Raw genomic sequence first — 11,992 nt, 5'->3', positions numbered from 1 at the left:
CATGTGGTGAAGCGCGCGGACACTATGGCGGTAGCTTCGCCGCGTCAATTGCCACGGCGTCTCACAAGGCTTTTGCATGCGGTTTCAGTAAAAATTGACGGGGAAGTACCGTAGATAGAGTTCGGAGGTCGTGCCCTTTTCCTCCATGGATTTCAATGCAAAATTGAAGGCATCGACGAGATCGGTGTTCTTCGCGGTTGTCGCAATCATCATGCCGTCACCCAGAAACTGTGGTGCGATATACGGCCCGCCGGAAAATGTGCAGCAATTCTGCGCTTCCGGGCTGCCGATCCAGAACGACAGGTCGGATCCGTCGCCAAAAACCGCATCGATTTTCTTGTCACGCAAATCCTTCAGCATCAACGCGCGTGTGGGATAGCCGACCCATCTGTCCTTGGGGAAGTAATCGGCGAAAATCGCCTGATGCACGGACCCGTCCACGACGCCAACCACTTTCTTGTCGAGCTTGTCCGCCAGGGGTTCCTCCAGTGTCGTTTCCTTCAGGGTGACGAAACGGGCAGGCAGCCGCATGTAGGGGGCGGTGAATGCAAACTTTTCACGCAACTGTGTCGTGGGCTTCAATCCGGCGATAATGGCCTCGGCTTCGCCGTTTTCCACGGTCTGCTGAAGTTCATTCCACGGACGCGCTTCGATCTGGCAAATCGCGGTCACATTCAATTCGCTGCAGATGGCCCGCACCAGATCGATGTTGAAACCGGATATCCGTCCGCTGGCGTCGATGAAATTGAACGGAGGGTAATCCACCGTGGTCACAAACCGGATGCGCTCGACCGTCGAAAGATTTGGCTTGGCAACATGTTCCCGGCCATCCCAATAGTGCGGGAAATCCGATGCCGCACTGATTTGAGACAATCCTGCCCCAAGAAAAACTGCCGTGCAAAAAACGATTGTGCGGATATGCATTCGATTTGAGAAGCCCATGTGATTTGCCCGAAGAGTAGCATGGGTGATCCTGACATGACAGGTTTGATGGCTGTCCTGTGCAGCTGCACGGAGTGATGGGCTGCAATAGATGCTGTTCTTCGACTTATGAAGAATTGCCATTGGTATAAAGAGGCCTAACAATATTATTCTTCGCTTGTAACGCTATAAATTGTTCCGAATTTTATTTTCAATTATGAATTGTGAGTTGAGTTCATGCTGTTGGCGTTCCCTCTACAGAAAACACGCGCCTTGACGATCGTTAATATTCAAAGATCAGGCTCCCGGTAGAGGGAAGATGCTGCATCGAGACCTCGAAGTGGCTCTGGCCGCGCGTCTCTACCGCGCCGGATTGGCGAAAATCCTGATCGTACGGGCCTTCAGGGATTCCATTGCCGGCAACACGTCCTTTATCGACGAACTCTATGCCAGCGTTCGCGGCAACGATGCGCTGATCGGCCAATGTATCGCCGACATAACGGGACTGGCTTTTGAAGTGGCACCGCAAACAACCGGCATTTTTCTGCGATCGGGCCCGGATATCACCATTCTGCCGCACGCACGCATTGCGACGACGCTTAACCACGACAACAATGCATTGACCTATATTGCGCCGACAATCGCCGACATTGCTGTTGTCAAACGCTATCTGTCGAGCCGCAAAGAGCTGGCTGGCCGCTTGAGCGTGACCACGCCCTCTGGGGTGCGCGTGCTTCTCAGGGCCGGGCATCAGCATCTGCTCGCCGATAGAGCTGCTAGAATGATCGAAGACTCCCGCTGCGAATACTCGGCCAAAATTGTCCTGACAGGTCAGCAGGGCATCCTGATCGGCATATTGGCAAGCTGTCTGCTGCTGGGCGCCTTTGAGAAGCAGCAGCTGAGCTGGAAGGGTGCGCATGTCATCCTCTCGCTGTTCTTTCTTGCCTGTGTCCTGCTGCGGTTGGTGGCATGCAAAAATGCGCGTCGCGACAATCCGTTACCCCTGCTGGCAATAAATCCAGCAGAGCTTCCGATCTACACGGTTATGATTGCACTGTATCAGGAAGCAGACATTGTTCCGCAGCTCGTCAGAGCCATGCTGGCGTTGAACTGGCCGCGTTCAAAGCTTCAGGTTCTCTTCCTCTGCGAAGAGGATGACGCGGCGACGCTCGCCGCATTGAGGCGCCAGGGCCTGCCTCAGCCCTTCGATATCATTTCCGTATCCGGATATGGCCCGCGGACGAAGCCAAAGGCGCTCAATTACGGGCTCCTGCTGTCGAAGGGAGCGTTTGTCGTGGTTTACGATGCGGAGGATCGCCCCCACCCAGACCAGTTGCTGGAAGCCTTTCAACGCTTCCAGCGCGCCGATGAAAAGCTCGGCTGCCTTCAGGCTCCGTTGAAGGTCGCCAATGCGCATGAAAGTCTTGTGGCGCGTCTGTTCGCCTTCGAATATGCGGCGCACTTCCAGAGCTTCCTGCCGTGGCTTGCGCATCGCGGGCTGGTCTTGCCCCTTGGCGGCAGCTCCAATCATTTTCGTTCCGATTGCCTGACCGCCATCGGAGGCTGGGATCCGCACAACGTCACGGAGGACGCGGAGCTCGGCACCCGTTTGGCGCGCCTGGGGTATCGGACGGATATGATCGAACGCGCGACGATCGAGGATGCGCCGACTGAAATCGGCATCTGGTTTCGCCAGCGAACGCGCTGGTTCAAGGGCTGGATGCAGACGTGGCTTGTGCAGATGCGCCAGCCGTTTACCCTTCTCGTCCAGTTGGGCATTCTGCGCTTCGTCGTCTATCACCTTCTGGCGGTGGGGATGATCGTTTCATCCCTGCTTTATCCCGTCACGCTGCTGTTTATGCTCTCGGTCACCTTGTGCTGGCTTTCCGGAAGCGATGTCTTTGCCCGGCATCGGGATATTCTCTGCATCGATCTCATCAATATCGTGATGGGGTATCTCTCGTTCCACCGGCTGGGGCAGCGCGCGCTGGCGGGCAAGGGGATGCCCGGCAGGATCCTGCCATGGATACCGCTCTACTGGTTGCTCATGTCCCTGGCGGCGTGGCGCGCTTTGGGGCAGTTGAACACGCGGCCTTTCCTATGGGAGAAAACGCCGCATCGGCCCGCGCAATCTACTCAAGAAACCCCGGGCCGGAACCAATGATCAGAGCGTCTTCATTACCGATCACCCCGACATCCCGGCCCTTGTAGGGCAAGCTCAGCAAAACCCGGCGGATAACGGCGATGCGGGCACGGCGCTTGTCATTGGAGCGCACCACCGTCCACGGTGCATGGGCCGTATGGGTCCGGGCCATCATTTCGTTCCGGGCGTTGGTGTAGTCATCCCACTTTTCGGCACCGGCAATATCCATCGGCGAGAACTTCCAGTTCTTCAACGGGCTGTGGCGTCGATCGTGAAAACGTTTCAACTGCATGATCTGGCCGATGTTGAGCCAGAACTTGAAGAAGAAGATGCCGTCGGCAACGATCATGCGTTCGAAGCCGGGCGTTTCCTCGAGGAACGTTTCATGCTGTTCCGGCGTACAGAAACCCATGACGGGTTCGACACCACCGCGATTGTACCAGGAGCGGTCAAACGTGACGAATTCGCCCTTTGTCGGAAAATGCGAGACGTAGCGCTGATAGTACCATTGTCCGCTTTCGGTTTCCGTGGGCTTGGGCAGGGCAACGTTGCGCGCATTACGTGGGTTCATGTACTGGCGCAAGGTAAAGATCGTTCCGCCCTTGCCGGCGGCATCGCGCCCTTCGAAGACGGTTATCACGCGGCCGCCGGTTTCCTGCAGCCAGCTCTGCATTTTGACCAGCTCAATCTGCAGCTGCTCAAGTGTTTTTTCGTATTCGGCCCTGTTCATTTTATCCGTGTAGGGAAAGTCACCGGACGCAAGGGCGCCGTCGTCAATCCAGTCCGGCAGTTTGGCGTCGTCGATATCGAAACTCCGCTTCTTCCCATCGATCTTGAGTTTAAGCGTTGTCTTACCGACATGCGGCTGGTCGGATTTCTCTTTCGAATTTTTGGCCAAGACAGTCTCCCTCAATTGACATGAAGCCATGTTATTGGGACAGCGTTGTGGCGTCCAGTGTCGATGACAAGCATGGCAGGGCAGGGAGTTGAACGCATGAGCATATTCGGTTCAGGGCAGGAAAGCCGCGGTTTGCGGCAAAGGGCGATGCAGCGGATCATTCGCGCACGCTATATTCTTGGTGCCGCTGCCTTTCTCACCGCGCTCGTTCTGAATTCCGGCGTGTCCTGGTGGCTGAGCTTTGCCATTCTGATGCTTCTGCTCCTGGGCGTGGTCGCCTTGTCGGCAAGCATTCCGCGCAGTGACGACACCAACCGTGCGCAGCCGGTCAGCGATCCGGCGATCTTCCGCCTGTCCGGTCAGCAGCTTGCGGCGCAATTGCCCGATCCCCTGATTATCTTTGATCACGAAGGGACAATTCTTTACGTCAATCCGGCGGCCAACGGCGCTTTCGGGCCTCTGGCGCGCGGCGGTACGCTGCTCCTGCATTTCCGCGCACCGGAGATGCAGACGCTGGTCCAGTCGGTCATGTCGGATGCGCAGGCCGGATCGATCGACTACTCCGAGCGTGTCCCGGTTGAACGCTGGTATCGCGCCACTGTGCTGCGTCTGGATCAGGGCGGCTCCGACCGTCAGTATCTCCTGTCATTCCGCGATCTGACCGAGGCGCATCGTCTGGAGCGCATGCGCTCGGACTTCATCGCCAATGCCAGCCATGAATTGCGCACGCCACTGGCGTCACTCAGCGGTTTCATTGAAACGCTGCGCGGTCCGGCGCGCAACGACGCCGTTGCCCGCGACAATTTTCTGGAGATCATGCAGAAGCAGGCTGAGCGCATGGCACGGCTCATCGATGATCTTCTGTCGCTGTCGCGCATCGAAATGAAGGCCCATATCGCGGTCAAGGACCAGGTGGACCTGACCATCGTTCTCAATCATGTGGTGGATACGCTCCGCCCGCTCGCCACGCACCTCGACATTGAAATCGAGCGTCACATCGATCCCGGGCCGGTCATGGTCCTCGGCGACCGGGATGAACTGACGCAGGTTTTCCAGAATCTTCTGGAGAACGCCTGCAAATACGGCCAGTCCGGCAAGAAGGTGGTTGTCGAGCTCAAAAACAATGGCGAGGGGATCAAAGCCACTATTCAGGATTTTGGCCCGGGTATACCGGAGGAGCACATCCCGCGGCTGACCGAGCGCTTTTATCGCGTCAATATCGAGACCAGCCGGGCCCAGAAAGGCACGGGTCTCGGTCTGGCAATCGTCAAGCACATCCTTACGCGGCACCGGGCCCGGCTTGTCGTTCGCTCTCGCGTCGGCGAAGGCTCATCGTTCACGGTTGCCTTCGGTCCGCAGAAAGCCAAGGCTTGACGACAACAAAAAAGGCGCCTGACGGCGCCTTTCCCTATACTATGTGCCTCGCCGATTACCGGGCGCGGCGGCGATCGGACGCCGGCTGATAGGCCAGGCGGGCATGATAGGTGCAGTATGGGCCGCCTTCGCCGACATCATTTCCGCAGAAGTGAAAATCAGGCTGCAACGGATCGCCCATCGGCCACTTGCAGGTGCGCTCGCTGAGCTGCACCAGTTCGAGACGCCGCGAGATCGGCACCACGACATCCGTCGAGGGCTTCATCACGGTCTGCGTAACCGTGTCGACAAAATATTCCTGCTGCAGCGCTGTTGCGCCAACGCTCTTGGTCACAACGCGGCTCGTCATCTGCGCCGACGTGCTGACGCTGCTGCGATGCCCGGCCGAAGCGGTCGTGTTGACTTTCTTGCTGCGTGTCTGGGTCGATGTGGTCTTGCCGCGGCCTGACAGTTTCAGGCGGTGCACCTTGCCGATGACCGCATTGCGGCTGACGCCACCCAGCTGTGCAGCGATCTGGCTTGCGCTCAGACCTTCGGCCCAAAGCTTCTTCAGCTGTTCTACGCGCTCATCTGTCCAGTTCATCTTCCTTGGCTCCGTATTGTGCGGACTCTAGGCTGAATCCTTCCCTCACATCTGGATTGCTCCAGATTGCAGATACTATATCTATCCAGGTGACGAGGTCCGCCGCACGAAATCTAGCTATTCCGTTTCTCAAGCTACAATATGCGATGACTCTGTGACAAGAGTCGGGCGTGGGAAGCGGCTTGCTTTTTTGGGTTTTCCCCAACTTGCGCGTGAAAACGCGGCATAAATGACATTTCTCGCAAATCCCGTCGCTTTCCGTATGGTCGCTTGGCTACAGATTTGAAAACCTTATGGAAAGACCGCCTCGCGCGGACGCACTGTCGCGTCTATGTTTTTGAAGTGTTCATTTGACAATTGCGGATTGAATGATGATATTACCAGCGTCAGGCCGCCCTTGTGGGCGGCTTTTTGATTTCATCGCTGCCGGTTTCTTCTTAGCAAACAGCAGATCAAAACAGGGTATTGGAGGCCCGAAACGACATGACGGACGCAAACGCGCAACCGCTATACGACACTTTTGCTCGTGCGGATCTGCGCTTTGAGCGAGGAGACGGTGTTTGGCTGACGACCGAGAGCGGTGAACGCTATCTGGATTTCGCTGCCGGCATTGCCGTCAATTCGCTGGGTTATTCGCATCCGCATCTCGTCGAAACCCTGAAGACCCAGGCTGACAAGCTTTGGCATCTGTCCAATATTTATGAAATTCCGGGGCAAAGACGTCTTGGTCAGCGTCTCGTGGACAACACGTTTGCCGACAAGGTGTTTTTCACCAATTCCGGGGCGGAAGCGCTGGAATGCGCGATCAAGACCGCCCGGCGCTATCACTATGTCAACGGTCACCCGGAACGGTTTCATATCATCACCTTCGAAGGCGCGTTCCATGGCCGCACGCTGGCGACGATTGCTGCCGGCGGCCAGGAAAAGTATCTCGAAGGCTTCGGCCCCAAAGTCTCGGGCTTCGATCAGGTGCCCTTCGGTGACGAGAAGGCATTGAAGGCGGCCATTGGTCCCCAGACCGCCGCCATCCTGATTGAACCGATCCAGGGCGAGGGCGGTGTGCGTCCCGTGCCGGATGAGGATTTGCGCCGTCTGCGCAAGATTTGCGACGAGAACGGCCTGCTGCTGATCCTCGATGAAGTTCAGTCGGGTGTCGGACGTACGGGCAAGTTCTTTGCATATGAGTGGTCGGGTATCACGCCCGATATCATGGCTGTCGCCAAGGGCATCGGCGGCGGTTTCCCGCTCGGCGCTTGTCTCGCAACGGCCGAGGCAGCCAAGGGCATGACAGCCGGCGTGCATGGCACGACCTATGGCGGCAATCCGCTCGCCATGGCCGTCGGCAATGCCGTGCTCGATGTCATTCTCGCCGATGGCTTTTTCGAGCATGTGCAGCAGGTCGCCCTCTTCATGAAGCAGGGCCTCGCCTCGATCTCCGATCGCTATCCCGAGGTTATTGCGGAAGTACGCGGCCGCGGCTTGTTGATGGGCATCAAGAGTGTTGTTCCCAATACAGCGCTCGTTCAGGCACTGCGTGACGAACACCTGCTCACCGTTGGTGCCGGCGACAACGTCATTCGGTTGCTGCCGCCTTTGGTCGTGACCGAAGAAGAGGCCCGCGAGGCCCTTTCCCGGATTGAAGCCGCTGCCGAACGTCTGTCGGTCACGGCCCGGCAGAAGAGTGCGTAGGGAACTGTCATGACAATCAAGCAGGACCTCCGTCACTTCACGGACATCTCGGCGCTTTCTTCCGGTGTGTTGCGTTCCATTCTTGATGATGCGCGCGCGCGCAAGAACCGCCTCAAGGCAGGCAATATTGAGAAGCCCTTTGCAGGCAAGGTGCTTGCGATGATTTTCGACAAGCCTTCGACGCGGACCCGCGTGTCCTTCGATGTCGGCATGCGCCAGCTGGGCGGCGAAACCATCATGCTCACCGGTTCCGAAATGCAGCTCGGCCGCAGCGAGACCATTGCGGATACGGCAAAGGTGCTTTCGCGCTACGTCGATATCATCATGATGCGCACGACGACCCATGACCGGCTGATCGAAATGGCTGAGAATGCCACGGTTCCCGTCATCAATGCCCTGACGGACGACACGCATCCTTGTCAGATCATGGCCGATATCATGACGTTCGAAGAGCATCGCGGTCCGGTCAAGGGTAAGACGTTTGCCTGGACAGGCGATGGCAACAATGTGCTGCATTCGCTCGTTGAAGCGGCTGCGCGCTTTGATTTCAACCTGAACATTGCCACGCCGGAAGGCAGCGAGCCCGAGAGCAAATATCTCGCCTGGGCCAAGAGCGCCGGCGGTAATGTCAAGCTGACATCCGATCCTATCGCGGCTGTCGAGGGCGTTGACTGCATCGTCACCGATACATGGGTTTCTATGGGACAGGAAGGCCGTGCGCGCGGTCACAATGTGTTCATGCCCTATCAGGTCAATGATGCCCTGATAAAGCACGCGCATCCCGATGCCCTGTTCATGCACTGCCTGCCTGCTCATCGCGGCGAAGAAGTAACGGATTCCGTTATTGACGGGCCGCACTCGGTCGTTTTCGATGAAGCCGAAAACCGGTTGCATGCGCAAAAAGCCATTCTAGCCTGGTGTCTCGAAGGAGGTCGCCCGCGTGTCTGATATGCCTGACATCACCAAGCGCTCCGACGAATACGTCTTCGCCGGGGATGATGCGGTTGTGCCGTTCCAAGTCGAGACACTCGATGCCCGCGGCCGCGCCGTGCAATTGGGTGCGACGCTGGACGATATTCTCAGCCGGCACGACTACCCGGAGCCGGTTGCAAAGCTCCTGGCCGAAGCGATTGTCCTGACCGTGCTCTTGGGAACGTCACTGAAATTCGACGGCAAGTTCATTTTCCAGTCGCAGTCCGATGGGCCTGTGGACATGCTGGTGGTTGATTTCCGCACGCCGAATTCGGTGCGCGCCTATGCCCGCTATGACGAAGACCGGCTGGCCGAGGCGATCGCCGCGCACCGGCTTTCGCCGGAGCAGTTGATGGGGACGGGAACGCTGGCGCTGACGGTTGATCAGGGCGAGTACACCCAGCGCTATCAAGGTATCGTTGCACTCGATGGTTCCAACCTGGAGGAAATAGCCAAGACCTATTTCCGCCAGTCGGAGCAGATTCCGACCGATATCCGCCTGTCCGTCGCCAAGCTCATAGAACGCGGCGAGGATGGCAAACCTGTCGAGCAATGGCGCGCCGGAGGGCTGATCGTGCAGTTCCTGCCGGAATCCGAGCTGCGTATCCGCCAGCGTGATCTGCCTGCGGGCGATGCGCCGGATACCGACGAGGATGAGGACGATATTGAAGAGGACGATGATTGGGCTGAAGTGAAAGCTCTGGTTGCGACCATCGAGAGTTCGGAACTGACCGATCCGCAGGTGGGCGCGGAGCGGCTGCTGTACCGCCTGTTCCATGAACGCGGCGTCCGCGTGTTCGACGCAGTGCCGGTGAATGACGATTGTTCCTGCTCGCGTGACAAGATTGCAGGCGTCCTCTCCGGATTTACCGCCGAAGAAATCACGGACAGCATCGAAGATGGCAAGATCAGCGTGACCTGCGAGTTCTGCTCGACCCATTACGAGTTTGACCCGGCGGAATTCCTGCCAAAGAACTGATTATCCAAACGAGGATTGCCCCTGTGGACGTACGCGACAGCAACGGAAATGAGCTTCAGGACGGCGATTCCGTCACCTTGATCAAGGATCTGAAAGTCAAGGGAACATCTGAGACGATCAAGCGGGGTACGCTCGTCAAGAATATCCGCCTGAACGGCCGCGAGGGCGAAGTCGAGTGCAACACCAAACAGGTCAAAGGCCTGGTTCTGAAAACGGAATTCGTCAAGAAGGCGTAATGCGGCGTCACAAGTGCCGCAGGTGAATTGCTATTTCAGCAGCCCGTTGGCGATCCGCCAGGATACCAGCGCCTCGTGGGCAGCGGTGACGGCAACCAGGACAATCAGGAACGCACCGATGATCAGCCACAACGGCCACGGCTTCGCCGAACGTTTGGCGAAGAGGCCGACGACAAGGCCCGGCACAAGCGCCAGCGCCAGAAGTTCCGGCATGCCGGCCTTGCCGGCCTGAATGCTTGGCAGGGCATAGCCCATAAAAAGTGCGCCGACACCAATGGCAAAGGTGACAACGGAGCAGGCAAGCGCCTTCAGGTACGGCATTTCAGTTTGGCTGGTCATCAGGGCGTGTACTCATGCATGTGATCAAAACGGCGCTTGCAACGATTGCGCTCCGCAAAGGCAACAGTCCGGTCGAGAATTAATTCAATGTCCGCAATTGATCCGGCAAATCAAGCGAAAAAGCCGGTATCTCGATGTCGAACAAGTTTCCGGTTTCGCTTTCCATGGAATAACGGCCAACCATCACACCGGATGTCGTTGTCAGCGGGCAGCCTGAGGAATACTGGAACGAGTCTCCGGGATTGAGCACCGGCTGTTCACCGATGACCCCAGGGCCGCGAATCTCTTCGATCTGGCCGTTCCCATCGGTGATTTTCCAATAGCGTGCCCGAAGCCGGACGGTGCCGTCGGATTCATTGGCGATCGTAATCCGGTATCCCCAGACATATCTGTTTTCTTCCGGATTGGACTGCTCCTCCAGATAGAATGGTTCTACGATTACTTCAATATTCTGAGTGACTGCGCGATACATGATAAACCTTGTCTTATCAATGATATTGCGGGTCGTGGCCGTCTCGTCAACCATTACAATACATAAAGATGATTAAATTTAATGTGAATAGCCAACATTCTGCAACGTTTATACTTAAATATACCGCTCCCGCACTGAAATTGGTTTCAGTGCGGGATTGGTTCTGTCTTACTTGGCTGCCTTGAGGGCAGCATCGAAATCCTCGATCAGATCGTCGGCATCTTCCAGGCCAACCGACAGGCGCAGCAGCCCGTCCGAAATGCCAAGTTCTGCACGTGCTTCATCTGTAAGGTTTTTGTGCGTGGTTGTCGCGGGGTGTGTGATGAGACTCTTCGAATCTCCAAGATTGTTGGAAATCCGCACCACTTCCAGTCCGTTCTCGCAATCAAAGGCCGCCTTCTTGCCGTCCTTGAGTTCGAAGGCCACGAGCGTGGAACCACCGGTCATCTGTTTGGCGATGATGTCCGCCTGTGGGTGATCCGCACGGCCGGGGTAAATAACCCTGGAAACTGCCGGATGATCCGCGAGGAAGTCGGCAATTTTCGCCGCACTTTCGGTTTGCTGGCGGACGCGGACGGGCAAGGTTTCAAGCCCCTTCAACATGATCCAGGAATTGAACGGGCTGAGGCCCGGGCCGGTGTGGCGGAAATATTCGTGGAGGTTTTCGTCAATCCACTTCTTGTCGGAAAGGATGACGCCGCCAAGACAGCGTCCCTGGCCTTCAATGTGCTTGGTGGCCGAATAGACGACGATGTGGGCGCCAAGTTCCAGCGGCTTCTGGAACAGCGGGGTCGCAAACACATTGTCGACGATCAGTTTGGCGCCGACGGAATTGGCGACCTTGGCCACGGCGGCAATATCGACGATCTCGAGGGTCGGATTGGTCGGGCTTTCCAGGAACAGCGCCTTGGTGTTCGGGCGGATGGCCTTTTCCCAGTTCTCGGCCTTGGAGCCGTCGATCAGGGTGAAGTCCACGCCATATTTGGGCAGGAGCGTCTCGATGATGTAGCGGCACGAGCCGAACAGGGCGCGCGCGGCCAGAACGTGGTCTCCGGCCTTGACCTGACACAGGATTGCCGCCGCAACCGCAGCCATTCCCGAAGCCGTTGCGCGCGCATCTTCCGCGCCCTCGAGCGCGCACATGCGCTTTTCGAACATATCGGTTGTCGGATTGGCGTAGCGCGAATAGATGAAGCCGGGTTCTTCGCCTTTGAAGCGGGATTCGGCGGCTTCCGCCGTGTCATAGACAAAGCCCTGAGTGAGGAAGAGGGCTTCCGATGTTTCACCGAAACCGGAGCGCAAGGTTCCGGCATGAACGAGTTGTGTCGCGGGGCGCAGCTTACGGGTTGTGGTCATCGTCTTCTCAATCTGCCAGAATCTGGCCAA

At 57.3% G+C, this 11,992-nt stretch carries 12 protein-coding genes; 6 read left to right on the top strand and 6 right to left on the bottom strand.

Annotation, left to right across the window (positions count from 1 at the left end):
* Window positions 1–84 precede the first annotated feature (84 nt).
* A complete protein-coding gene (locus ACZ25R_RS18260; protein ID WP_472461791.1) occupies window positions 85–873 on the bottom strand; it encodes a transporter substrate-binding domain-containing protein in 789 nt (262 codons plus the stop codon).
* A 367-nt stretch (window positions 874–1,240) separates the two neighbouring features.
* On the opposite strand from ACZ25R_RS18260, the gene ACZ25R_RS18255 reads away from it, so the two are divergent.
* On the top strand, window positions 1,241–3,085 hold the full coding sequence (locus tag ACZ25R_RS18255) for a glycosyltransferase (RefSeq protein WP_472461790.1): 1,845 nt from the start codon (window positions 1,241–1,243) through the stop codon (window positions 3,083–3,085).
* Here the strand turns inward: ACZ25R_RS18255 and ppk2 are convergent.
* Window positions 3,054–3,896: a polyphosphate kinase 2 gene (gene ppk2 / locus ACZ25R_RS18250; protein WP_464663192.1), complete on the bottom strand. Its 843-nt coding sequence runs from the start codon at window positions 3,894–3,896 to the stop codon at window positions 3,054–3,056. The genes ACZ25R_RS18255 and ppk2 overlap by 32 nt on opposite strands.
* Before the next feature lie 162 nt (window positions 3,897–4,058).
* Here ppk2 and phoR point away from each other — a divergent pair, with 162 nt between their 5' ends.
* Window positions 4,059–5,336, top strand: a complete 1,278-nt coding sequence (gene phoR / locus ACZ25R_RS18245) for a phosphate regulon sensor histidine kinase PhoR (RefSeq protein ID WP_472461789.1) — start codon at window positions 4,059–4,061, stop codon at window positions 5,334–5,336.
* Between the two features lie 55 nt (window positions 5,337–5,391).
* On the opposite strand, the gene ACZ25R_RS18240 is transcribed toward phoR, so the two are convergent.
* Window positions 5,392–5,919 carry a GcrA family cell cycle regulator gene (locus ACZ25R_RS18240; protein WP_223611884.1) on the bottom strand — a complete coding sequence of 176 codons (528 nt, stop codon included), beginning with the start codon at window positions 5,917–5,919 and terminating at the stop codon, window positions 5,392–5,394.
* A gap of 483 nt (window positions 5,920–6,402) precedes the next feature.
* Here ACZ25R_RS18240 and ACZ25R_RS18235 point away from each other — a divergent pair, with 483 nt between their 5' ends.
* From ACZ25R_RS18235 to ACZ25R_RS18220, 4 genes are read left to right on the top strand one after another with little or no spacing between them, the layout of a single operon-like run.
* A complete protein-coding gene (locus ACZ25R_RS18235) occupies window positions 6,403–7,608 on the top strand; it encodes an aspartate aminotransferase family protein (protein WP_223611883.1) in 1,206 nt (401 codons plus the stop codon).
* A 9-nt stretch (window positions 7,609–7,617) separates the two neighbouring features.
* Window positions 7,618–8,556: an ornithine carbamoyltransferase gene (gene argF / locus ACZ25R_RS18230; RefSeq protein WP_346307647.1), complete on the top strand. Its 939-nt coding sequence runs from the start codon at window positions 7,618–7,620 to the stop codon at window positions 8,554–8,556.
* A gap of 1 nt (window position 8,557) precedes the next feature.
* Window positions 8,558–9,559, top strand: a complete 1,002-nt coding sequence (locus ACZ25R_RS18225; protein WP_464663193.1) for an Hsp33 family molecular chaperone — start codon at window positions 8,558–8,560, stop codon at window positions 9,557–9,559.
* Window positions 9,560–9,582: 23 nt separating this feature from the next.
* A complete protein-coding gene (locus ACZ25R_RS18220; protein ID WP_162800123.1) occupies window positions 9,583–9,795 on the top strand; it encodes an alkylphosphonate utilization protein in 213 nt (70 codons plus the stop codon).
* 30 nt (window positions 9,796–9,825) lie between these two features.
* Here the strand turns inward: ACZ25R_RS18220 and ACZ25R_RS18215 are convergent, their stop codons facing one another.
* From ACZ25R_RS18215 to ACZ25R_RS18205, 3 genes are all read right to left on the bottom strand, one after another.
* Window positions 9,826–10,134, bottom strand: a complete 309-nt coding sequence (locus ACZ25R_RS18215) for a hypothetical protein (protein ID WP_223611880.1) — start codon at window positions 10,132–10,134, stop codon at window positions 9,826–9,828.
* 79 nt (window positions 10,135–10,213) lie between these two features.
* Window positions 10,214–10,606: a Co2+/Mg2+ efflux protein ApaG gene (gene apaG, locus ACZ25R_RS18210; RefSeq protein WP_105736766.1), complete on the bottom strand. Its 393-nt coding sequence runs from the start codon at window positions 10,604–10,606 to the stop codon at window positions 10,214–10,216.
* A 168-nt stretch (window positions 10,607–10,774) separates the two neighbouring features.
* A complete protein-coding gene (locus ACZ25R_RS18205) occupies window positions 10,775–11,962 on the bottom strand; it encodes an O-succinylhomoserine sulfhydrylase (protein ID WP_223611879.1) in 1,188 nt (395 codons plus the stop codon).
* Window positions 11,963–11,992 lie beyond the last annotated feature (30 nt).

Source organism: Phyllobacterium sp. RCAM01083 (genome assembly GCF_055685835.1).
Note: the sequence above shows the minus strand (reverse complement) of the source record. Positions and strands in the feature narration are given on the sequence as shown.